The 23,136-nt window shown below is 62.8% G+C and carries 20 protein-coding genes and 1 pseudogene; 7 read left to right on the top strand and 14 right to left on the bottom strand.

Annotated elements, in window-relative coordinates:
• Positions 1-2: 2 nt before the first annotated feature.
• From Q7S20_08955 to Q7S20_08945, 3 genes are all read right to left on the bottom strand, one after another.
• Positions 3-899, bottom strand: coding sequence for a tetratricopeptide repeat protein (locus tag Q7S20_08955; protein MDO8501961.1), 897 nt, complete (start codon positions 897-899; stop codon positions 3-5).
• Positions 900-997: 98 nt separating this feature from the next.
• Complete coding sequence (locus Q7S20_08950) at positions 998-2,038, bottom strand: NAD-dependent epimerase/dehydratase family protein (protein MDO8501960.1); 1,041 nt, start codon at positions 2,036-2,038, stop codon at positions 998-1,000.
• Positions 2,039-2,233: 195 nt separating this feature from the next.
• Complete coding sequence (locus Q7S20_08945; GenBank protein MDO8501959.1) at positions 2,234-3,979, bottom strand: L,D-transpeptidase family protein; 1,746 nt, start codon at positions 3,977-3,979, stop codon at positions 2,234-2,236.
• Between the two features lie 326 nt (positions 3,980-4,305).
• On the opposite strand from Q7S20_08945, the gene Q7S20_08940 reads away from it, so the two are divergent.
• Positions 4,306-4,608 (top strand): M24 family metallopeptidase, encoded by a 303-nt coding sequence (locus tag Q7S20_08940; protein ID MDO8501958.1) that lies wholly within the window; start codon positions 4,306-4,308, stop codon positions 4,606-4,608.
• Between the two features lie 20 nt (positions 4,609-4,628).
• On the opposite strand, the gene Q7S20_08935 is transcribed toward Q7S20_08940, so the two are convergent.
• From Q7S20_08935 to Q7S20_08915, 5 genes and pseudogenes are all read right to left on the bottom strand, one after another.
• On the bottom strand, positions 4,629-5,723 hold the full coding sequence (locus tag Q7S20_08935) for a carboxypeptidase regulatory-like domain-containing protein (protein MDO8501957.1): 1,095 nt from the start codon (positions 5,721-5,723) through the stop codon (positions 4,629-4,631).
• An 853-nt stretch (positions 5,724-6,576) separates the two neighbouring features.
• Positions 6,577-7,305: a hypothetical protein gene (locus Q7S20_08930; GenBank protein ID MDO8501956.1), complete on the bottom strand. Its 729-nt coding sequence runs from the start codon at positions 7,303-7,305 to the stop codon at positions 6,577-6,579.
• Positions 7,306-7,501: 196 nt separating this feature from the next.
• Positions 7,502-8,683 (bottom strand): Fic family protein, encoded by a 1,182-nt coding sequence (locus Q7S20_08925; protein ID MDO8501955.1) that lies wholly within the window; start codon positions 8,681-8,683, stop codon positions 7,502-7,504.
• Between the two features lie 177 nt (positions 8,684-8,860).
• Positions 8,861-9,067 (bottom strand): hypothetical protein, encoded by a 207-nt coding sequence (locus tag Q7S20_08920; protein MDO8501954.1) that lies wholly within the window; start codon positions 9,065-9,067, stop codon positions 8,861-8,863.
• Between the two features lie 329 nt (positions 9,068-9,396).
• A pseudogene (locus Q7S20_08915) lies at positions 9,397-9,762 on the bottom strand (DUF3788 family protein).
• 293 nt (positions 9,763-10,055) lie between these two features.
• Here Q7S20_08915 and menB point away from each other — a divergent pair.
• The 3 genes from menB to menE are packed head-to-tail and all read left to right on the top strand — an operon-like array spanning position 10,056 to position 13,359.
• Entirely contained in the window at positions 10,056-10,880 is an 825-nt protein-coding gene (menB, locus tag Q7S20_08910) for a 1,4-dihydroxy-2-naphthoyl-CoA synthase (protein MDO8501953.1), read from the top strand.
• A complete protein-coding gene (locus tag Q7S20_08905; GenBank protein ID MDO8501952.1) occupies positions 10,877-11,794 on the top strand; it encodes a 1,4-dihydroxy-2-naphthoate polyprenyltransferase in 918 nt (305 codons plus the stop codon). The genes menB and Q7S20_08905 overlap by 4 nt, the downstream gene beginning before the upstream one ends.
• 29 nt (positions 11,795-11,823) lie before the next feature.
• Positions 11,824-13,359, top strand: coding sequence for an o-succinylbenzoate--CoA ligase (menE, locus tag Q7S20_08900; protein ID MDO8501951.1), 1,536 nt, complete (start codon positions 11,824-11,826; stop codon positions 13,357-13,359).
• 9 nt (positions 13,360-13,368) lie between these two features.
• On the opposite strand, the gene menC is transcribed toward menE, so the two are convergent.
• From menC to menA, 3 genes are all read right to left on the bottom strand, one after another.
• Positions 13,369-14,538 carry an o-succinylbenzoate synthase gene (menC, locus tag Q7S20_08895; GenBank protein ID MDO8501950.1) on the bottom strand — a complete coding sequence of 390 codons (1,170 nt, stop codon included), beginning with the start codon at positions 14,536-14,538 and terminating at the stop codon, positions 13,369-13,371.
• A gap of 221 nt (positions 14,539-14,759) precedes the next feature.
• Complete coding sequence (locus tag Q7S20_08890) at positions 14,760-15,806, bottom strand: LLM class flavin-dependent oxidoreductase (GenBank protein MDO8501949.1); 1,047 nt, start codon at positions 15,804-15,806, stop codon at positions 14,760-14,762.
• A gap of 29 nt (positions 15,807-15,835) precedes the next feature.
• Positions 15,836-17,422 (bottom strand): 1,4-dihydroxy-2-naphthoate octaprenyltransferase, encoded by a 1,587-nt coding sequence (gene menA, locus Q7S20_08885; GenBank protein ID MDO8501948.1) that lies wholly within the window; start codon positions 17,420-17,422, stop codon positions 15,836-15,838.
• A 106-nt stretch (positions 17,423-17,528) separates the two neighbouring features.
• Between menA and Q7S20_08880 the strand changes: the two genes are divergently transcribed.
• Both Q7S20_08880 and Q7S20_08875 read left to right on the top strand, forming a co-directional pair.
• Complete coding sequence (locus Q7S20_08880; protein MDO8501947.1) at positions 17,529-18,110, top strand: nucleoside deaminase; 582 nt, start codon at positions 17,529-17,531, stop codon at positions 18,108-18,110.
• Positions 18,107-18,499, top strand: a complete 393-nt coding sequence (locus tag Q7S20_08875; GenBank protein MDO8501946.1) for a hypothetical protein — start codon at positions 18,107-18,109, stop codon at positions 18,497-18,499. Before Q7S20_08880 ends, Q7S20_08875 begins: the two co-directional genes overlap by 4 nt.
• Here Q7S20_08875 and Q7S20_08870 read toward each other — a convergent pair.
• The 3 genes from Q7S20_08870 to Q7S20_08860 are packed head-to-tail and all read right to left on the bottom strand — an operon-like array spanning position 18,467 to position 21,932.
• Positions 18,467-19,285, bottom strand: a complete 819-nt coding sequence (locus Q7S20_08870; GenBank protein ID MDO8501945.1) for an FAD binding domain-containing protein — start codon at positions 19,283-19,285, stop codon at positions 18,467-18,469. The two genes, Q7S20_08875 and Q7S20_08870, sit on opposite strands and share 33 nt — an antisense overlap.
• Entirely contained in the window at positions 19,282-19,734 is a 453-nt protein-coding gene (locus Q7S20_08865) for a (2Fe-2S)-binding protein (GenBank protein MDO8501944.1), read from the bottom strand. The genes Q7S20_08870 and Q7S20_08865 overlap by 4 nt, the downstream gene beginning before the upstream one ends.
• Positions 19,731-21,932 carry a xanthine dehydrogenase family protein molybdopterin-binding subunit gene (locus Q7S20_08860; protein MDO8501943.1) on the bottom strand — a complete coding sequence of 734 codons (2,202 nt, stop codon included), beginning with the start codon at positions 21,930-21,932 and terminating at the stop codon, positions 19,731-19,733. The genes Q7S20_08865 and Q7S20_08860 overlap by 4 nt, the downstream gene beginning before the upstream one ends.
• 51 nt (positions 21,933-21,983) lie before the next feature.
• Here Q7S20_08860 and Q7S20_08855 point away from each other — a divergent pair, with 51 nt between their 5' ends.
• Positions 21,984-23,126, top strand: a complete 1,143-nt coding sequence (locus Q7S20_08855) for an XdhC family protein (protein ID MDO8501942.1) — start codon at positions 21,984-21,986, stop codon at positions 23,124-23,126.
• Positions 23,127-23,136 lie beyond the last annotated feature (10 nt).

The raw sequence follows: 23,136 nt of genomic DNA, 5'->3' as shown, positions 1-23,136 counted from the left end.
TTCTACTCCCGAGCCGTCCGCGCCAGGTCAGCCTCCGCGGCAATGTAACCGAACGCGCCCCACTGGCCGCCCGCCAGAATCGTCCGAAAGACCCGTTCCGCCTCGGCTCGCCTGCCGCTGTATAGATGCCAATTCGCAATTCCATACGCCGCCGTCGCATCAGTCACGGACATCTCTCCCGACGCATCAGTAGCTAGTACAGAGTCCGGCGGAATTTCCCCGCGGTACATCCGCAGGAGTTTCCCATATGTCTCGTTCTCGATGACGTTCATAGGGCCGCCGAGCGTGGCCAGAAGGTCAGCTGCTTCCTTGTCGCGGCCGAGTCGACGGAGAGCCATGTAGTTCCAGTGGGCAATCGATACGCGACGGTCGTCGTTCCGCGCGTTGTCGAGCTCATGCCTGTAGATGGGAAGCGCGCGAGCGTAGTCGCCCTTGAGATAGTGCGCGAGAGCGAGATGATAGTCGATGTTCGAGTGTAGAGTGCCGATCGGCATATTCCGCGCGTTCGGCTGTCCGTCTGGCTCGACCTCGTCGGGCTTGCCCTGGACCAACTGGGTCGCGCGCTCGAAGTCGGCGATGGCGCGATCGAATTCCCGGACGCTCAAGTAGCGATGACCTCGATGCCGGTAGAGCCAAGGGTTGCGCGCGTGGATCGCGATGCCGCGCGAGTACACGTCGATCGCCTCGCGCATTCTGCCGAGGTAAGCGAGGCGCCGGCCGAGCCAGACGACCGAATCCGCGTCCCGGGGCGTGCGATCGTACGCGGCTTGCGTCTCGGCGAGCTGGCGCTCGTATCTGGCGCGCGTCGTGCCCGAGAGCGGCAATGTGCGGAGTGTATCTCCGAGGAGCGATATCGCTTCGAATGGGTGAGTGGACGTCGAGGCGGATGACTCGACCATTCCTCCTCCCGACGCGCACGCTGCCAAGCCGAACACAAGGAAACACGTTCTCATGCTGGAGACGATGGTAACCGTGCTGTTCTTACTGGAGCTTTCGTTCACGTTGGCTCCTCAGTTTCGATTCCGGCCCCCGCGAACGCTACTTCCTCCCTTCGCTGGGAGTAACCTTCGGGGACCATGGAATTCACAGCCCAGCGAGTTGTGAAATCTTCCAGCAGCTTCGGCAGGTAATCTTCGGGCGCCGTATACCTGATCCCCGCAGCACCTAGATGGGCGAGGCTTTGTGTGTTGTCGAGTTCAGACATCCATCGGCCGCTGAATGGAGAGCAGTGGGGAAGAAGGCCGCGCTCGACGAGTTTGCCGCGATCCACGGTCAGAACGTCGGGCGAGCGGCCCGCCGCCGCGGCGAGCAAGGCGATGAATCGCGCGAGCTTCATCGAACTGCCATAAGAGATGTTGTAATCGCGGCCCGAACCCGCATCGTTGCCGGCAAGTCCGACAACAAGCCGTGCGACGTCGGCGACATACACGTGACGGAGCGGAAGACCTTCTCCTTCGGGGAGGAGGAGTGGACCACCATCGAGAATGCGAGCCGCGTACCCCTGGATCCTTCCGTAGTGATCACGTTCCGATGCGACCATCGGCAGGCGCAGGGTCATGACAGGAAATCCGGACTCCGATCGCGCAGCCATGAAAGCATCTTCCGCGTCGCGCTTGTCTGCTCCGTAGAGCCAGCTTGGATGATCGGCCGAGTCGCGAGGGGGTTCGTCCATGACAGGTCCTGCGTAGTCGGCCTCTCTAAAGGGCCGCTCGAGTCCCTCGCGAACGAGGTAGACCTGCCCGCTGCTTACAAAGACATACCGACCCGCGCGCCCGCTGAATACGTCGATCGCCTGGCGAGCGTCCGCGCCGGTGTAAGTGGTCGCGTCGAAAATGAGATCGAAGGAACGCTGGCCGATGGCAGCGCGAAGCTGGTTGGTGTCGGACCGGTCGGCGCGCAGGCGCTCGACGTCGCGCGGTAACTCATCGCGGGTTTGACCGCGGTTGAGAATCGTGACTTCGTGACCGGCCTCGAGAAGGGCCAGCGCCGTCACGTGTCCGAGGTTTCGTGTGCCGCCGAGGATCAGGATTGCCGACATCGTTGGGCAAAGATACTGCAGCCTTCAGCGCCCGGAGTCGCGGGGTTGCCCGGCAAGAGCGGCGTGAATGCAGAGACCTCGGCTCATACGAGGAATGTGCAGTTCACGATCGAGAAGGCGCTGAAGACAAACTAAGGACGGCGAACTTTTGAACTTTGCTCGCAGCTCCGGGGCTGCGAACTCAAGTATCGCAGCTCAGCTCCTTGCCGCGATCCGCCGCAGTGCCTGCACCGCCTGAACCGTCTCCGGACTCGGCAGCGTGCCCCTCACGACCTGCTGGACGAGCTTGTCGTCGCGATCATAGAGGTCGTTGCCAAAGTACAGCCGTCCGTCGCGGATGTACGCAGTCCCGTACGTGATGTAGACCGGCAGCTTCTTCGGCAGCCGGGTCTGCTGGTTGTCGGATGTTCCCTTCATCCGCGCATCGACCTTGGCCGCGGCCCACCCGAGAACCCACTGGGCCAGCTCCGAAGGTTTCTCGACGCGAATACAGCCGTGGCTGAATGCGCGCACATCCTTGTCGAACAGCTCCTGATTGGGTGTGTCGTGGAGGTAGATGTTGAAGTCGTTGGGAAACAGAAACTTCACCAGTCCGAGAGAATTCTTCTCGCCCGGCTTCTGGCGCACCCGCGTCGCGCCTCCCTCCTTGTACAGCTCGTAGTTATTCGCCGCGAGGTACCCCGGGTCGGCGTTCATCTTCGGAAAGATTTCCTTCTCGGCAATATCAGGAGGGACGTTCCAGTACGGACGGAAAACGACAACCTCCATCGAGTCGGAAAACACCGGCGTGGCCTTGTCTTCGTAGTCCTGCCCAACGATGACCTTCATGTCGAGCGCCTTCTGGCCGCCGTCGTACGCCTCGAGCCTGAACGCCGGAATATTCACATAGATGTAGCGATTGCCAAACGCGCGCGGCAACCATCGCAACCGTTCAAGGTTCGCTGCAATCTGCGCTGTGCGATACAGAGCGGATTCGTTGAGTGATGTGAGAGTTTCGGCGCCGAGCATGCTGTCTACCACAATGCCGTGTCGCGACTGAAACTCCGCAACCGCGCCGGCCAGTGCCAGATCGTAGACGCCCGATGAAACGGCGGGAGCGTTCGTCTTGCTTGAGGATCTCGCAGCCGGCGGAGGGGATGCGGGCGCACCAATGCCCTCGATCGTGAGACGCTGCCGGAGTGCCGCCACGCGAGCCGGCGCCATTCTTTCTCCCGGCTTCGCCGCTTCGCCAGCCGGTACCGCAAGCCAGCCGCCTTTTACGGTTATGCGCTGAAAGCGGTCGAGCTCCTTTCGAAGCGCCGCGTAGTCGGGGTCCTGCGGGCGCATCGTGGCGATCGCCTTGTCGAGCGCGGTGTTGCGGAGTGAGCGCGCGAGGGCGGAATCGACGTCCTCGTCCTGAGGGTCGATGTGCCAGCTTTGAGCGACTGTTTTTGGGTCAACCTGGCCGGTGAGATAATCGCCGCCCAGCGCGCTGAACGCTGCGGTGAGAAGGACGTCTGCGTCGGCGAGTTGATCCGGCGTTGGAGTTTGGGTCTGCTGAACCGCAGTGATGGCCTGGGCCAGCGCGCCAATCGGGTAAGCATCCATTCGCATGCCATCCTGCTCGGCTTGCAGCACCGAGTTGGCGAGTGCGAATGTGCGGTCCTCATGGAGCCCGTCCGACTTGAGCCAGAGCGGATTGTTTCCGTACTGCTTGTAGAGACGCTTTGCGCGTCCCCACTGGCGAGCGGTGATTTTCGCAGGAGGAGATCCAGCGAGGCGCTTTTTGAGGGCGGCCTCGATGGCGGTGACGGGCACACCTTTGACCGATGTGAGCTTCTCGGGCGACCACGATTTGCCGATCGCGTTCGACGCCGTTCCATTGGATTTGTCGCCGCTATTGCAGGCGGCGGAAAAAATGAGCGTTACGGCGAGGGCCGCGGCAGTTTTCGTGTGGCGCATTCAAAGGCCTCTGAATCGGTTCGTCTGTCGTGATACCCCCGTCGAAGTCCGGGGATGCCGACAAAGGCGAGATTCGGGCCAGCCTTTTCGCGCTGCAAGTGACGGCAAGGGAAGCCGACAACCGTTGGGCCTTCAGGTCGGAGGGTAGAATAGCCCCGCCGGCAACAGGGTCGAGTTGCCCTGGTGCCGGCCGGGTGATCCGCTATTGGATTGTTCCCGGTCCTGGAAGCTTTGGCTCCGGAGCAGACTCCATCATCGAGGCCATCTCCGGGCTTGGCGGCGGTGGCGGCGGGGGAGGGGGATAGCCTTCGCCGCCGCCCCTCGACTTGGTCATTTGGCGCATTACCGCGATTGAATTTCCTTCTCGGAGAGATCTCGTCGGACACGGCATCGGGACTGGCTTTCACGAAGAGCCGCAGGTTCCTAACTACGGCAAGGCGAAGCGCGGGATTCGACTCGTTCCGGGATTGACCATCGCGATCGAGCCGATGGTGAACATCGGTAAGCCTGGAATCCGGACGATGCCAGACAGGTGGACTGTAGTGACGCTCGACGGAACGCGGTCGGCGCACTTCGAGCACACGGTGGCGATAACCGAGAACGGACCCCGGGTACTGACAGGCGCGTAAGACTGAGCTGCGATGCGTGGTCAGGAGCTGCCGCGCATCCAGATTACGAAGTAGGGCGGGTGTTTTAACCCGGGCCCTGTCTCGCATCCCTTCACCATCTCCATTCGTGCGCCGATCGTCCCCGTCCAATCGCCGTTCGCCGCAAACACCTCGACTCGTTCCACTTCGTCGGCGCGGAACACAGACAGTGGTACTCGATAGGGGCTGACTCCATCTACGAGCACGCACACGTCGCCTGGAATGGGAGGCAAGGCGGGTAGGGACAGCCCACCGGTACGGTTGGAATGAATGGATGTTGGAACATATCGGCTACCGAGCTGCGGCATTCCGATTAATGATTCTGCTTGTGTTCCTCGCAATGCCCCGTCGAGAGGCATCTTTCCAAGATTAGTGAAAACGTCACGGCCAATCGTGACACTGAGATTGCTCTTCCATCGCTGGCGCCGATCGAATTCCTGCCACGCGTCGGCTGAACTGCCGAAGCCGCTCATGTCTCTAACCTCGACAGTGGCCAATGTGAATGGCAGGGGTGTGAGTTTGATCGTGACGCCGTGCTCTTCCCCATTTCCAATTTTTATCGTAAGGTTGCCCGGATTGAATCCGATGCGTCTTGCACGCAACACATAGCTGCCTTTCGCGAGCCCGGCAAAAAAGAATTCTCCACGCTCGTAAGTTACCGCGTGCCGGCCGGTGCCAATCAGCTGCAGCTCGACATCCTTCAACGGCTGCATCGCACTATCCACTACGACGCCCGTAATCCACGACGCTCCGGCCACGCGGTCATGTGAGTCCCGAACGACAACCGTATCGAGGGTTTGCGGAAGTGGATTGAGGCGGATGGACAACTGGGTACCTTCGCCCGGACGAGCGCGCCAGCTGAAATCCTCGACGATGTATCCGAGTCGGCGGAATACCACATTGTACTGACCAGCCGGCGCTTCGATTTGGAATTGTCCCGTCGTGTCCGTCTGCGCGACGTAGCCGCCCGGCTGAACCCGGACCTCCGCCTTTTGGAGCGGGTCACCGTACTCGTCCTTGACGATTCCGCGTAGAACGGCCGCCTTCGCGTGACTTCGTGAGCTGTCGCGGACCTGACCATCAAGCGGTTTCGCCACAAGGGCAAGCAGAGAAACGCAGAGGCACAACAGACCGCCTCGTGCCATGCATCCTCCTCGGCCGGACTTCCAGCGACCAGACGCGGTCAAAGGTTCCATGAATTCCTCGCCTAATTTCGTGTCTCTCGACAACGCATGGGGGCCCTGAGGGGACTGGCTGTCCTTATGAAAAAGGCTCGCACAAGCTTCCGCTGCGCGGATCATTGTAACGAGTTGACGGCGCAAGCACGCCATTTTCCCTCGGGGCTTGGCGGACGTGCGCCTCATTGAGCCAGATCCCTTAGCCACTCCGCCTGCAAAATCAGCTCCCAGCATAGCGCTATCGGCCATTCCGAAAATGCCAGTTTCTTATCGCTCAAATGCGATTTCCTTCTATGGGGCAGGCTGTCAAGACGCACTCCGTGCTGGCGGCAGCTGCACTGATTCTTGCAGCCGACGTCTGCACTTGCTTGGCGCGTTGATCTCTCGTGTGGAAGTGTTGCTGCTTGCACGTTTGTCGCTCGCGCTGCGAGATCCCGGAGGACTGGATAGCCGATTCGTTCTCCACCCGGAGGCGGGAACCATCCTTCTATTTGGGACTCAACGGCCCATCGCTTCGTTCGGCACTCCTGGGGGGCATAACCTATCCCTGGGGACTCCGGCATGATCGCCGGGACCAGAAATTCAATGGATGCTCTCCCCTGCAGCCGTTCTTTCTCCGGACCGACGCATCATGCGTTGCCAGCATCACTCGCTCCCTTGAAAACCATCTTGAGTGTGCGATTGAAGCTTCGGCTGAGTCCGCGTGTCTGTTGTATCGGAACACGCATCCACTTTCCGTCCTGCGCACGGGCCCAGTCCGACGAACTGCGCATCACGATCCCCAGTCCACAGTAGCTCCAGACAGTAGCTCCAGAATGTTCGCTTGCTGGCGAACCGGTAGGGCGTCACCACTACCGCCATGAGTTGCGCGGCGCCAATACTTCCGAGTCCGGGACAGCTCTTCAAGATCCTGAACTCCGCATGTCTCCTGGCCTCCGAGACCATCTCCTTCTCCCTCCTTCTCCGCATGAGCGCGCAGAACCATGAGAGCATCGAGCTCCGCGTAGAGAATCTCCGCCGCATACCGCGCCGCCTCGGGCAGCCCCGCAATCCACTTCTTCCGCCCACTTTCCGAATACACGCCGGCGTGCGGTACCCGCACCCCTCGCGATCGCATGAGACTCGTAATCCGGGCCATCACCCGAACCGAGTCTCGCATCACCTTGTCGTGCACGTTGGCCCTGTAGCCCAGTGCCGCAAATGACCCGCGCTCCTTAGCACCGATCCGCAACTCCTCCGCTCGACCAAATGCATCCAGCTTGTCGCTCTTCGGACCCCTGCTCTCTTCCACTCCCGCCACTACCACTTCCTCCTCATGCGGCGACAACACCTCGTACAGCCAACCCGCCATCGTACCTTCCTCCAGGCACACATGCTTGCGTCCCGGAATCGTATCCAGCAGCGCGATCAGCGACTTGGCGCTCGTCTCCACCACATGTGTCCCCACCCGCTTGCCGCTCTGGCTCAGCACTCCCAACGTGCAGCTTGCAGCATGCAGCATGCACGTCCAACCCGATATATCTCTCCATCGGTGCTCTCCTGTCTGGAAGTGGAAACTCCGTTACTCGTAAAACAGAGTGTGTACACTGTGTGTACACTTCCAGCGGAGAACGCCATTCCGCTTCAACTACCCATGGGGCAAGCACAAGAACGGCGAACGCAGACGTCATGCCCCTATGATGCCTATCCCGAATTTCCTATCCCGCCATGTCATCTGTCTCGTTTAGAATCTCGAGTTGCCGATGGTAGGCGAACATCCGGCCGTACCTGCGACCGGTGGTCTCTCGGACGATTCCAAGCGCCTCGAGCCGCCGCAAACTGCTTGTGACAGTGGGAATAGAAACTCCGAGGTTCTCGGAGACTCGACGGATCGACATGATCACACGCCGCTGGACTTCTTCGTAGACTCGCAGCGTAGCTGCTCCCCGAGCCGAACTGACAACGAGCTCTCGATCGGATCTGAAAAGCTCAAGAAGTCGTACGGTCGTCTCCGTTGTTTGTCTCGCAGTCCAGTCGACGCCTTCCAGATAGTGGGCCATCCATCCCTCCCAGTCTCCTTCCGAACGAACACGCTGAAGCGCGGCGTAGTAGTCATCGCGGTGCTGCTTGAAGTAGAGACTGAGGTAAAGAAATGGTTGGGACAGGGTTCGCTCGGAACAGAGAATCATCGTGATGAGAAGTCGTCCGAGTCGCCCGTTTCCGTCCAGGAATGGGTGAATTGTTTCGAATTGCGCGTGGGCCAACCCTGCCTTGATGATTGGAGTTGCGCTGCCTTCGACGATGAAATGCTCAAGCTCGCCCAAGACGCGCATTAGCTCGTGGGGCGGTGGTGGAACGAAGCGCGCCGTGCCTGGGCGTGTTCCTCCGATCCAATTCTGTGTCCGACGAAATTCTCCGGGTGTCTGATGCCCTCCGCGGCCGCCAGTCATAAGCACGCCGTGCGTATCGCGGATCAACCTCAAACTCATCGGGAATCCCGCGGCGATCTGATCGACCGCAAATCTCAACGCTGAGACGTATCGGGAAACTTCACGAATATCCTCGACGGGTACTCCCGGCGCTTCGCTGTTCTCATACTCCAGCAATTCAGTCAGCGTCGATTGTGTTCCCTCGATCTGACTCGATAGCACGGCTTCCTTCCTCACATACATATAGAGGAGGCGGTCGGGATCCAGACTTCTTGAAAGCCCGTCCAGTCGTCCCAATGAGTTGCTCGCCCGTTCCAGGAGACCGCCTATACGGCCAGATAAGTCGAGGGGAGGGTTCGGCGGCAATGGCGCCGGAACGAAGGCGGAGTAACCGTCCGGACCTGACTGCTGCTTCAAGAGATACCCTGCCCTCAGCGAGGCAGTTACGAGATCGCCTGTCATGGTTTCCATTGGAGACGGGGGTGCGTTCGCCTTAAATGCTGCCCATCAATTTAAAGAAAACACCATAAAATTTCAATTGCCCGGGAACAATTGAAAATCAGACATAGGGCCACCACGGTTGGCCACCACGACGTCGAACGCCTGATCTGTCGCTCAACCGAGGCTATCCTCCGCCAATCGACCACCCTAGCTTAGCGCTGCTGTCTCCACCCCCTCTGGGCACCCGTGGCCGACATCTTCGCGCAACTCAAGGATTCGCTTCGTCCCTCCTACGTTCTCGAACGTGAGATCGGACGCGGAGGCATGGCGACAGTCTATCTCGCGCGCGACATCAAGCACGACCGCAACGTGGCGGTCAAGGTGCTCGACCCGGAGCTCGGCGCCGTCGTCCACATCAACATCCTGGAGTCGTACCGCCCACCACCGAAGCTCCCAATGATCTCTGGACTGCCGACTTCAAGGGCGAGTTCAAGACCGGCAACGGGATCTGGTCCATCTACTTCAACACCGTGCTCACTGCCACCTTGGACCAGCGCGATTACATCATTCGTGGGTAACCCCCAAAGTGTTACCCATGTTGCTGGACACTTGTGTTACCTATGTCACCGGCTGCTCAGCACACAGATCATGGCCGTTGCTACGCCCAACAGCTATCGCAGCCTTTATCAGCGATAGGCGACGCCAGGCGAGGAGTCGGCAACGTAGCGCGGCGTACTAAGCCGTCAGCTCTGCCACTTGATCTGCGCGAGTGTCGCTACAGAAGCAAGCTGACGGCTGCTCCTAATCTCAAGCCGAACGCCTCTCCCCTCCGCGTATCGCGGTGCTCCTTCGATGGCTTTTCGGACGCTCGCGGAAAGCTTGGCGGCGCGGGCTGCCGCGACAGCCTTCTCTCCGAGGGCAAACGAGACGAGAAATTGATTCTGCTGAGGCGTAATGTAGAGAATTACCCGCTCCTTGTGACGCACGCGGAGTCCCCAACCAGTACTCGCGGTCGTGAATCCCCAGACTTCGTTCATGGGACTGATTCGGTCAGCAACCAAGGCGAGGAGCTTGGCCCATGGGTCATAAGCCTTGCCCAGAACCGATCGTAAGTCATCTGACTTTGCGCTTCTGGTCCGCGAGCCCTTCCGGAATTATGCTGCGAACAGCTCGCTGCATAATCTCCGGAATGTCGCGTGGAGACATGATGTCTCCCCCACGAACAAGCATCACAGCAGGTCCGCCGGTTTGGTCGCGTCTTCCACGCAACTCCTCCCGGCACATTATCTTGGCCGAGAAGCCATCCAACCCAGACAATTCCCTGAAGAGTCTCATTTAAATTCCGCGACCAGCGGGTACATCGAATGAGACCATTTGCGCCGCAAGACATCGAGGACATTCCATGAGCGTCCAGTGGAAAACGATCAGGAGCTATACTGACATTCGCTACGAGCGCGTCGCGGACGAGGGTATCGCCAAAATCACGATCAACCGGCCCGAGGTACGCAACGCGTTCCGGCCGCACACCGTAACCGAGCTGATAGACGCGTTCAATCATGTTCGGGACGACATGACGACCGGTGTCGTGCTCCTGACCGGCGAGGGGGACCAGGCCTTCTGCTCGGGCGGTGACCAGCGGGTGCGAGGCGATGGCGGCTACGTCGGCGAAGACCAGATCCCGCGCCTCAACATCCTCGACGTGCAGAAGCAGATCCGTTATCTGCCGAAACCGGTGATCGCCGTGGTCGCCGGGTACGCAATAGGTGGCGGGCATGTCCTGCACCTGGTGTGCGACCTGACGATCGCCGCGGATAACGCGAAGTTCGGCCAGACTGGCCCGCGCGTAGGCAGCTTCGACGCGGGCTACGGCGCGAGCTACCTGGCACGGGTAGTCGGGCACAAGAAGGCGCGCGAGATCTGGTATCTCTGCCGGCAGTACAGTGCGCAGGACGCGCTCGACATGGGACTCGTCAACACCGTGGTGCCGCTCGAGCAGCTCGAGGCGGAGTCGCTGCAGTGGGCGCGCGAGATCCTCGAGAAGAGCCCAATGGCGCTGCGTTTCCTCAAAGCGGCGTTCAATGCCGACACCGACGGACTGGCCGGCTTGCAGCAATTGGCCGGAGACGCGACTCTGCTCTACTACCTCACCGAAGAGGCGAAGGAGGGCAAGAACGCTTTCCTCGAGAACCGGGCGCCGGACTTCAGCAAGTTCCCGCGCTTTCCGTGAGCGCCAGCGCCGTCACGGTTCTCACGCCGGCTCGCGCCTGGCTGCTCGCCGCGCGGCCTGCAACGCTCTTTGCGGCGGCAGTGCCCGTCTTCGTCGGCGCGGCTGCCGCGGTCAGCGAAGGAGCGTCCTTCCGGCCTCTGGTTTTCCTGGCCACACTCGTCTGTGCTCTCCTCATCCAGATCGGCACCAACTTCGCAAACGACTACTCCGACTTTCATCGCGGCGCCGACCACGATGGTCGTCTCGGCCCCGTACGGGTCACTCAGAGCGGATTGATCAGCCACGCCGCAGTGCAACGCGGCATCGTCGTCGCCTTCGGGCTCGCCGTGCTGCTTGGCGTCGTTTTGGCGTGGATCGGCGGATGGCCCATCATCGCCATCGGTGTGCTCTCGATCCTCTCCGGCCTCGCCTACACCGGCGGCCCGTATCCATTCGGGTATCACGGCCTCGGCGACGTGTTCGTGTTCGTGTTCTTCGGGCTGCTCGCCGTGAGCGGAACGGCCTACCTCCAGACGGGGGCGTGGAGCGGCTTCGCTCTCATGTTGTCCGTGCCTGTCGGCCTGCTCGTGACGAACATTCTCGTCGTGAATAACCTGCGAGACCTGCCGACCGACCGCGCGGCCGGCAAGCGCACGCTCGCCGTCCGCATCGGTGACCGCGCCACACGCACTCAGTACGCGCTCTTCGTGGCGCTGGCCTATGTTGTCCCTTTGACTCTCGCGCTGACCGACCCGTCGCGCCGATGGCTCCTGCTCCCCTGGCTCACCCTCCCGCTCGCGATCGGTCTCGCACGACGCGTGCTCGGCGGTGTCGCCGGCCGTGACCTGAATCCCGTACTCAAGCAAACGGGACAGCTTCTGCTGCTCTTCGGCGCACTCCTCGCGCTCGGAGCGGTCATCGGCCGCGCGCGTTAGGTCGCCGTGTCGCCCGAGGATTGACTGCCGTGACTGAGCGCACCACTGTTTTTCCCGATTGGCTGGCGAGTCGCGCAGCGAGCATGCCCGATCGCACCGCCCTCGTCGCCGACGGAAGAAGCTGGACCTTTGCGGCGCTCGACGCTGACGTCACGCGCACCGCGCGTCGCCTTGCAACTCTTGGTGTGCGCGCCGGCGACCGGATCGCCGCTCTCCTCCACAACGGATCCGCCGCGGTCCTCCTTCCGCACGCGGCGCTTCGTTTGGGCGCGACGCTCGTGCCGCTCAACGTACGGCTTAGCGAGCCCGAGCTTGCGTGGCAGCTCGGCGACGCTGCGCCGCAGCTGCTCGTCGCCGAAAGCCGCACTCTTGCACGCGTAGAAAACGCGCGGCTGGAGCATCCCGCGCTTGTCATCGTGAGCACCGACGCCGATGGGGCCGCCCTGCTCGGCAGCGCTCCTCTCGACGTCCTCGACGAAGTGGACACGCCGTTACGTCTCAACCACGACGCTGACGCCGTGCTCGCCATCATCTATACGTCGGGGACGACGGGGCAGCCCAAGGGGGCTATGCTCACCGTCGCGAATTTCTGGTGGAGCGCCATCGGGTCGGCGCTCAACCTCGGCACGCACGCGGACGACCGCTGGCTCGCGTGCCTCCCGCTGTTCCACGTCGGAGGATTGTCCATCGTCCTGCGCTCGGCGATCTACGGCATCGCGGCGGTGGTACACGACGGGTTCGACGCGGACACCGTGAACGCCGCGATAGACGAAGGCCAGGTGACAGTGGTGTCGGTTGTCGCCGTGATGCTGCAGCGAATGCTGGATGCGCGGGGAGACAGGCCGTATCCGCCGACCCTTCGTTGTGTGCTGGTCGGGGGCGGTCCCGTGCCACGCTCATTGCTCGAGCGGTGCGCCTCGATTGGTGTGCCGGTCATGCAGACGTACGGCCTCACCGAGGCTTGCTCCCAAGTGGTCACGCTAGCCCCCGAGGACGCGGCACGCAGGCTCGGTGCCGCCGGCAAGGTGCTGTATCCGAATGAGGTGCGCATCGCCGCGACGACCCGACCCGACGAACGTCCGGACGAGGCAGGGGAAATTCTCGTGCGCGGGCCCATCGTCATGGCCGGCTACTCCGGTTGGCCCGATGCTACTTCCCGAACGATCGTTGACGGCTGGCTGCACACGGGCGACGTCGGCCGACTCGACGCGGAAGGGTACCTGTACGTGCTCGATCGGCGCGACGATCTCATCGTCACCGGCGGCGAGAACGTCTATCCCGCGGAAGTAGAAGCGGTACTGCTGTCGCACCCGTCCATCACCGAGGCAGGCGTCATCGGAGTCGCCGACGCTACGTGGGGACAGCGCGTCGTGGCAATCGTCAGGATCGCCAACACGACCGGCTTGGCCACGCCGGACGCTTCTGCCCTGGAGGCGCACTGCCAACCGCGCCTCGCCGGCTACAAGATGCCGCGGGAATTTCGTTTCGTCACGGAGCCGCTGCCGCGCACCGCGTCGGGAAAGCTTCGCCGCGCCGCGCTTCGTGAGGTCGTCGCAACGCGCTGACCGCCTCGCTCAGCGCGCGCGGAAGTTCGCCCGGCGCACAGTCAGATCGTCCACTAGCGCCTCGTCCACATCTACGCCGAGTCCTGCGCGCTCCAGCGGAACCCGCACGCGTCCTTCCGCGTCCATCGTCCACGGCTGCATGACGACGTCGCGTGCCCAGTAGCGCGAGCTCGGTGAGAGATCGCCGGGCTCGGTGAAGTTGGGGAGCGACGCCAGCGCCACGTTGTAGGCCCGGCCGATTCCGCACTCGAGCATGCCGCCGCACCAGACCGGAATACCGGCGCGCGCGCAGCGGTCGTGAATTGCGAGCGCCTGCTGAAAGCCGCCAACGCGTCCGGGCTTCAGGTTCACCATGCGCGCACTCCCGAGCGCCAGCATTTCCTCCGTGTTCGCGTCGCTGGAGATGCTCTCGTCGAGGCATATCGGCGTCGAGAGTCGCCGCTGGAGCTCGGCGTGGCGTAAGAGGTCATCGTGCGCCAGCGGCTGCTCGATCATCGTCAGACCGAGCGTGTCCAGCGTCTCCAACACCCGAATGTGATCGGCGTCGTCCAGCGTGTAGCTGCAGTTGGCATCAACGGTCAGCGAGACTCCGGGTCCTAGCGCGTCGCGCGCGGCCCGCACATACGGCACGTCGCGGCCCGGCGCAATCTTTACCTTGATCCGCCGGTATCCGGCGGCGTGAGCAGCCAGTGATCGCTCCGCCAGCGCTTCGGGACTGGGCTGCATGCCCAGCGCAATGCCCGTCTCGACGAACGGTCGCGGCCCGGCGCCGAGCTGGCGCGCAATATCGCTCTCGCTCACAAGCAGCGCCGCAAGCGACAGCCCTCGCCGCGATGCGGCCAGCGCCCATACGCCCATCTCGACCGTCGCCCTGGCCATGCGATGTCCTCGAATGCGACGCTCAAGCGTTGCATGCACGAGGTTCGACGCCGAGAAAGGCTCGCCGAGCACGATCGGAACGATCCACTCCGAAAGCGCGAGCCAGCACGTGTCCACGGTTTCTGGACTGTACGTCGGCAGCGTCTCGGCAACGCACTCGCTCCATGTCTCGCTACCGTCGGCGTCGGCGAGCTCGAGAAGCAGAATGCGTCGCTCCTCGACCACGCCCGTGGATGTCTGGAACGGCTCCACCAGCGGGAGACGAATCTCCCGGAGCGTAATGCGTGCGAGCCGGATCACGCCGGCCTAGCCTGGTTACTGCGCCGGCTTCTTCGCCGTCGGCGGCAGCAGGCCGTTGAGGCGGAGGTAGATCGCCGCCTGGCTATAGTGATCCGCCCAGTCCGCGGCGGTCAGAGCCATGACCGCAGCGCGCGAATGCGCCAGTATGCATGGGGCCTCCAGAGGAGTAGGACTCAATTCTGTTCCCGCGAGCTACCGGTGTCCAGCGAAAGGATCGCGGGTTATTTCGACGGGGTTTCGCCAACTTCCTTGCGCACCGCCGGTGCGACCTTCGTTCCGAACAGCTCGATGGACCGCATCACCGTCGCGTGCGGCAGCGTGCCGACGGTGAATTGAATAAGGAACCGCGTCATTCCGAACAGGCTGTGCTCGAAGAGAATCTTGTCGATCACCTCCTGCGGGCTGCCCAGCACCATCGCGCCACGCGGGGATCTCTCGGCGTCGAACTGCCGCCGTGTCGGCGGGGACCATCCCCGCTCGCGCCCGATCTTCCCCATCGTCATCGCGTACGCGGGCCACGCGACATCCGCTGTCTCGCGCGATGAATCTCCGATCAGGCCGTGCGAGTTGATGCTGAGCTGGAGCGTCGCCGGATCATGACCCGCGCGTCGAGCGCTTTCCCTGTAAAGATCGGCAAAGGGAACGAATCGCTCCGGTGCACCACCGATTATCGCGATCGCAAGCGGAAGGCCGAGCGTGCCCGCGCGCACAACCGATTGCGGAGTTCCTCCCACCGCTATCCACACCGGCAGCGGATTCTGAATCGGACGCGGATACACTCCGAGATTATCGAGCGACTGCGTGTGCTTGCCTGACCACGTGACTCGCTCGCTCTCGCGAATCCTGAGAAGCATCTCGAGCTTCTCGGAGAACAGCTCGTCGTAATCCTCGAGATCGTATCCGAACAGCGGATACGATTCGATGAACGACCCGCGCCCCGCCATGATCTCGGCGCGCCCACCGGAAAGCAGATCGAGCGTCGCGAAATCCTGGAATACGCGCACAGGATCGTCCGAGCTGAGCACGGTCACCGCGCTGGTAAGCCGGATCCGCTTCGTTCGCTCCGCGGCCGCGGCGAGCACCACCGCCGGAGCGGAGACAGAGAAGTCGGGGCGGTGATGCTCACCCACCCCGAACACGTCGAGCCCGACCTGATCGGCGAGCTCGATCTCCTCCATGAGGTCCCGCAGCCGCTGTGCCGAGGTGATCGTCTGTCCGGTCGCCGCGTCCGGTGTCGTCTCGGCGAAAGTGTAGATCCCCAGTTCCATTGACGGTCAGTGATCAGCGGCCATTGCCGTCATGTCTTTGCGACCGCGTCCTTCACACCATGGAACGCGCGAGCAAGCCGGCCGATCGATCGGTTGTAGTAGAGAATGACGAGCACGCCCATCAGCGCCACCGCGATCAATGCGGCATTGATTCCGCCGCCCACGCCCGACCAGATGAGACCGATCGCGAGGCCGAGTGCGCTCGCGAGGTGCCCGACTGCCGTGTAGGCATTTGCCGGCACGAGCTCCATCGGCTCGTTAAAGCTGCGCCGTGCAACGGCGGCGGCCTTGATGAAGAGTGGAACGCCGACGAGGCCGAGGAGCGCAAACGCCGGCAGCACACCGGAAACCACGAAGGCGATCAGCGCCAGCGTCGCCGCGCCCGCGATCACAGGATACACCCTGCTCGCGCGCTCCCGCCCGAGCCGAACGACGGCCGTCCTCTTCGCGACTTCGTCATCGCTCTCCGAGTCCTGGAATCCGTTGATGAAGAGCAGCAGTCCCACCAGCACCGATACCGGAATCGACGCCCAGAGCGCGATCGAAGGAATGAATCCCGCCTGCACGTACGCGCTGCCGCAGACGATTCCCACGCCGAACGCGACGCCGACCGCCACTTCACCGAGGCCGCGGTTCGCGAGACGGAACGGGGGGCCGGTGTAGGCGAAGCCGATGATCAGACCAGCGAGGCCGAAGAGCAGCACGGCGGGACGTCCGGCGAGCGCGAAGTAGATCCCGATAGACGTGCTCAGCACGCCGAACACCAGCATCGCGACCAGCAGCTCTCCACGAGTTGCAAGCCCGCGCTGCATCACGCGCGATCCGCCTGTAAACCCAAGCACCGGCGTCCGATTCCTGTCGTCGGCTCCTGTGACTTGATCGTCGAGGTCGTTCTTGATGTTGGTGCACGCCTGAAGCGATACAGCGGCGATCAGAGTCAGGATCGCCCATCCCCAGCGCACGGTTCCCGCCGTTGCGAATGCGGCCGCGATTCCCACAGCGACCGACGCCATGCTCGCAGTAAGCGATGCCCACCTGATCGTCTCCTTCCATACGCCAAGCCGTCTGCGGAGCAGAGATGCATCGCCTTCACGATCCGCGTATGCGTCGCCGAAGTCGATGATGGAAGGCGGGCGGCCTGACACGATCTCACCAAAGACTCGGTGCTTGATGAAGCGCGGCGTGACGCGCATGAAAGCCAGGATATCGGTCTGGCCGACGGACTCGAGGTACTGCACGATTGACGATGTCCGCATCGTCGCCGCCTTCGCCCGCTCCCGCTCGGCGGGATCGCGCACGACCTCCGCGCGGCCCGTCACTTCCATCTCCCAGCTCGTGTGCTCCTCGCCGGTCGGCGATTCGTGCAGCAGAAGCGCGACCTCGGGACGCGTCGTCATTTCGCGAACCTTGGGGTCGTTCTTCATTGACGCGAGGTAGATGATCGGCCGAGCCATTTCATCGTCGGGGATCCAGGCCCCGGGGTGCATCATCCGGACGCGGACCTCCTCTCCCGCATGAGTGCCGACAGCGACCTTGCGCGCCGCTAGAAGCGCTTCGCGGATGCGATGGCGGGATTCATCTATGGTAGTGGGCTGCGGAGGCGTCGGTGCGGTCATTTTGGGGTCGGTTGCTCTTGCCTGAAATGTATCCGCGATCCGAGTCCTTGCCGGAAGCCAGCTCCCGTCTTCCGCAACTGAGACGATCTCGACAACCTTCCTCCGCATGATGAGAGACGAAACCCATCCTGCGGTCCATATCGAGTACCCTGCATGGGTGGACGATGTGGTCGAATGGGACCGCGCTTATCGCACCGACGAGGATCGAATGCAGCTCGCGATCGCCGTCGCGCGCGCCAATGTCGAGGCCGGTACGGGCGGGCCTTTCGGAGCCGCAATCTACGAGTCCGAATCCGGACGCCTTGTGTCAGTCGGGATGAACAGTGTCGTGCGCCTCAACAACTGCACGCTCCACGGCGAAATGATGGCATTCATGATGGCGCAGCAGCGGCTCGGGTCGTTCACGCTCAAGGCGTCCGGCCTGCCCAGACATGAAATGCACACGTCGTGCGAGCCATGCGCCATGTGCCTCGGCACGACGCTATGGAGCGGCGTGCAGCGTCTGGTCTGCGGCGCGGCGCGCGAAGACGCATCCCTGCTCAACTTCGAGGAAGGCCCGGTGTTCCCCGAGTCATACCGCTACCTCGAGGAACGCGGGATCGAGATAGTGCACAACGTGATGCGCGGCGAGGCGAGAGCAGTGCTCGAGCTTTACCGCAAGAAGAACGGAAGGATCTACAACGGATGAGCACCAGTCTCGACAAGACTTTCATGACTGAGGCTTCCGCAGCCCTTCGCGAGGCGAATCTGGCCTTTGCCGGTTCACATCCCGGCGAGAGCGCGGGGCGCCAGCCGGTTCACACCGTGTATGGCGGTGCGCAGCTCTTTGCGGCGGACTCGGTTCCGAAGCTCGGCGCGATCGCGTTGCGCGCGATGGAGGATTTCCGGATCGACTTCGAGGACGGTTATGGCAACCGCGCCGACGCGGACGATTCGACCATCCGCTATATGCACCGCCGCCGCGCGTACTCCGTCCGGCGTGACCACGCGCCGTCCGCGAACGATGAGATCCATTACTTGATGGCGGCCATTGGCCGGTTCGGCTCAGCCGGTCTCGGCCCAGAAGCGGCGCAGTAGATTCTGCGCAACGCGACGACGGTAGTCGGCAGTTGATCTCACGTCATCTATCGGCGAGATCTCGTGCCCCAGAATCTCCGCCGCGTCCTCGGCGCTCACGCCGGCGGCGAGCGCCCGCTCGGTCTCGGGCAGACGCACCACTGTAGCAGCCACACTTCCGAGTGCGATGCGCGGTAACGGTGCTCGCACGGCCGCCATCACGATCTTGGAAATTGCCTGAGCCGCCCGCGTGCCAACCTTCCGGAACCACTGCTTGCCTTCTATCGGCAGTATCTCGATCGCCACTATCAGCTCGTCGGCCCGCATTACGGTCGTGCGGTATCCGGTGTAGAAGCTGGTGATCGGAACATGCCGCTCTCCATCGGTACTGCGCAGTACGATCACCGCGTCCGCGGCAGCAAGAACTGGCACGCCGTCGGCAGCAGGCGATCCGTTGGCGACGTTGCCACCGAGCGTCCCGCGGTTCTGTATCTGCACTCCTCCTACGAGCCGCGCCGCCTTGACGAGCATCGGTACCCGCTCGCCCACGATGTGCGACTGTATCAGAGAGGTGTAGCTCGTGAGCGCTCCGATGACGAGCGTATCGCCATGCATCGAGATCGTGCGCAGCTCATCGAGCTGCCAGATGTCGAGGAACTTCCGCGGCGCGAAGGTTCCGAAGTTGAGCGCGACGTACACGTCTGTTGCCCCCGCGACGGGCGTGCGCCTCTCTGCCTTCAGAATGCCGAGCGCCTCGTCGAGCGACGACGCGGTGCGCAGGTCGATCTCCGAGACCGCGGTCCTCATTCGACCACCGGCTCCGGCATGCCGCGCCATTTGAGCACGGCGCGATAGATGGCCGAGTAGCCGGTGCAACGGCAGAGATTGCCGGCAAGCGCCGTCTTCACGTCGTCGAGCGTGGGCTCGGGTCCCAGAGTGCACGCCGCCATGATCATCCCGGGCGTGCAGATGCCGCACTGCGCACCGACTTCGTTCATGAAGAGATGCTGAAGTGGATGATTACCGCCAAGCCCTTCGATCGTGGTGACTTCAGTGCCCCTTACCTGTGCGACTGGAATGATGCAGGAGCACACCGGCTCTCCATCCACCAGAACCGTGCACGCGCCGCACTCTCCTTCGCCGCAGCCTTCCTTGGTTCCCGTGAGATGGCATTCCTCGCGCAGCACGTCGAGCAGGCGCGCGGCAGGATGAGCTTTGACTTCAATGGTCTCGCCGTTCAGCGTGAATCGCGTCATGCGGTCATGCAGGTTGCGAGCAGCTCCGGTGTCGCGGGAATCTCACGCACATCGAGTCCGAGGCTTCTGAGCGCGTTCACTATGGCCGGCGCCGGCCCGTCCATCGGAAGCTCACCCAATCCCTTCGCTCCGAAGGGTCCGCCAGGATACGGATTCTCCATCATCACGACATCCATCTCAGGCATGTCGAGTGTCGTCGGTATCACGTAATTGGTGAGCTGGCTATTGGCCATCGCGCCGTTGCGCATCACCACTCTCTCCAGCAGTGCGTAACCAAGTCCTTGCGCCGTGCCGCCCTCGATCTGTCCGCGGGCGAGCGCGGGATGAATCGGTCGCCCGAACTCCTGCACGGCAGTGAACCTGATCGGCTTCACTTCGTACGTATCCGGATCGAGCTCCAGCTCCGCCACGTCGCATCCCCACCCGTACGTCGCGTACGCGTCGCCGCGATAAGTCTGCTCGTCCCACACGATCCAGTCCGGCGGCTCATACATGCGCTCGACCGAAATCGGGCCATGCCGAGCGTGGTACTCAGCGGGCGAAAGCCCCCCGAGCCGATCTTTCATCTCGTGCGCGCACTCCTCGAGGATCTTCCCGACCACCATGCATGTGCGCGAGGCGACGGTCGGACCGCTGTCGGCAACACGCGACGTGTCCGGCTGCGCCACCTCGACACTCTCGTATAGCATGCCTAGGGCGTCGGTCACGATCTGCGCGTGCATCGTGCGTGTGCCCTGTCCGATTTCCGTGCTGCCAACGGCGATACGGACTCCCGTCGGCGTCAGATCCAGCCGCGCCTTCGACTTGAGGTTACGTTCGCCCGCGCCGGTGAATCCGGCCCCGTGATAGAAGAGCGAAAGTCCGATCGAGCGATTAGTGCCCTTCCACTCCCTTCGCTTCCGCGCAAAGTCGGTGCGGCGGACGGCTTCGTCCAGAACCATGTGCGCGCTGGCGTCGTCGCGAAGAACCTGGCCGGTCGCGGTGGTGTCGCCGGGACGCAGCGCATTGATGCGCCGCAACTCGACCGAATCCATCCCGAGCTGCTCGGCGATGCGATCCATGTGCACTTCGACGGCGAACTCAGTCTGCGGCGCGCCGAATCCACGGAATGCTCCGTTGGGCGGCGTATTCGTGAACACAGTGCGTCCGCGGATGCGGATGTTGTCGCATTTGTACGGGCCCGAGGCATGGATGCACCCGCGCGAGAGAACGGTTGGAGAGAGCGTCGCGTAAGCGCCGCCGTCCATCAGCACGTCCACATCCATCGCGACAAGCCGGCCATCGCGCGTGACGCCGGTGCGATGTCTGACGATCGACGGGTGACGCTTGGTCGTCGCGATCATATCCTCCTCGCGGTCGTAGACGATCTTCACCGGACGGCCCGACTTGAGCGCGAGGAGGACGGCGTGCCCCGAGATTATTGACGGATATTCTTCCTTTCCGCCGAATCCCCCGCCCGTCTCGGTCTGGATCACACGCACGTTCGGATACGCGGAGCCAAGCATGCAGCGCAGCGCCTTGAGCACGTAGAAGGGACACTGCATTGAGCCGTAAACCGCGATGCCGCCCTCTTCAGGCACGGCGATCACTCCGTTCGGCTCGATGTACACGTGCTCCTGGTGCCCCGTACGATAGGTCCCTTCGACGATGATCACATCGGACCCGGCGAGCGCCGATTCGGCGTCGCCCTTGACGATCTCTACCTCCTTGAAGACCTCGGTGGATTTCTCCGGATCGAAGAGGGGCTCCTGCTCTTCGTATTCGATCACCACCGTCGCGGCGTTTAGCCTCTCCTTGTTTTCATGCGCGAGAAGGAGAACCGGCTCAGCCATGTGCTTCACCTCGCGCTCGGTGAGGAATGGCTGGTCCTGCGTCATGAGGTCCACGGCGTTCTTCGCCGGGACGTCGCGATAATCCACGACCGTGAAACCCGACGTGTCGAAATCCAGGCGGATGGACTTGATCCGCCCCCGCGGGACGGTCGAGCGGATCGTGCGCCCGTGAAGCATGCCCGGGAACACGAGGTCGTCGATGTATCTTGCGCCTCCGGTCGCCTTTCCGATTCCATCCTTTCGCGCGACGCTGCTGCCTACGGCTGACATCATGAGAAGATGCGGCGCACTGCGGAAGGCGGCAAGCTTGAAGATGGGGCTGTTCCGCCGGGCGGAACGCTGGACGATGCCCCGTACTTCGGTCACATTCCAAATTGAGAGAATGATGCATAACTCGAGCGGAGATCTTCGGCGCGGATGACTACTCACAGAGCGATCGTGGATGCGCTTTCACACTCCGCCTTGCGGGGCGAGTCGGTCGTGCTTGCAACGGTGGTGAGCGTGACGGGCTCCAACTACGGCGGCGTCGGCACGCGAATGGTCGTGCGCGTTGACGGTTCGACGGTAGGCGTCGTGAGTGGAGGTTGTCTGGAGACGGATCTCGCCGAGCACGCTCGGCAGGCGCACGCAGATGCACGCGCGATCGTCGTCACCTACGACACGCGAGGCGACGACGACGCAGCATGGGGACTCGGCCTCGGCTGCAACGGCCTCATCGACGTGCTGCTGGAACCGCTGCCGCCGATGCAGGCCGGCGCGTTCGCCGTTCTGCTCGAGCAGGCCCTCGAGTTCGCAGCCCCGTCCGTGCTCGCGTCCGTCATGCGATCCTCGGGCGCCGAAGGCGCTCCCGCTCTCGGGGCGCATGCGCTCTTCACCGGGAGGGAAATACAGACAGTCGGCGACTGGGGCTACCGCACCGAGCTCGCCGCGGCTGAAGCCGATGCCTTTGAAGCGCTGAACGCCGGGCGACGCGGGCTCACGCGGGAATATGGATCCGTCGCAATCGCATTCGAGGTGGTGGTTCCGGCGGTTAGACTCGTCATCTGTGGCAGCGGTCCGGACGTCGTGCCCCTCGTGAAGGCTGGAGTGGAGCTTGGCTGGAATCTCACCGTCGTGGATCATCGGCCGGTTGAGCACGCTCATGCCGAGCGTTTTCCGGGAGCGACTGTCGTCGAATGCGAAGATGCGATCCGGCTCGCTGATGCAGTCGCCCTCGACGGGCACACCGCGGCAGTCGTCATGTCGCACCATTACGCCCGGGATCTCGATTACGTGAGCGCGCTCCTCGAGTCAGACGTCGTCTACATTGGCGTGCTCGGACCCCGGGCGCGCACGAAGCGCATACTGGCCGAAATGACATCGGCTGGCGAAACCGTGCGCGGAGACGAACGGCTCTTCGCACCAGTGGGAATGGACATCGGAGGCGATGGGCCGGACGCCATCGCGCTCTCGATCATCGCCGAAGTGTCGGCCGTTACCAGTCGCCGGGCGGGCGGCCATCTGCGCGACCGTAAAGGCCCGCTGCACGAGTCGCCGTCATCGGCGACGACGGAGATCTGACGGCGGTCAT

It is taken from the genome of Gemmatimonadaceae bacterium, from assembly GCA_030647905.1.
Taxonomy (GTDB): domain Bacteria; phylum Gemmatimonadota; class Gemmatimonadetes; order Gemmatimonadales; family Gemmatimonadaceae; genus UBA4720.
Note: the sequence above shows the minus strand (reverse complement) of the source record. Positions and strands in the feature narration are given on the sequence as shown.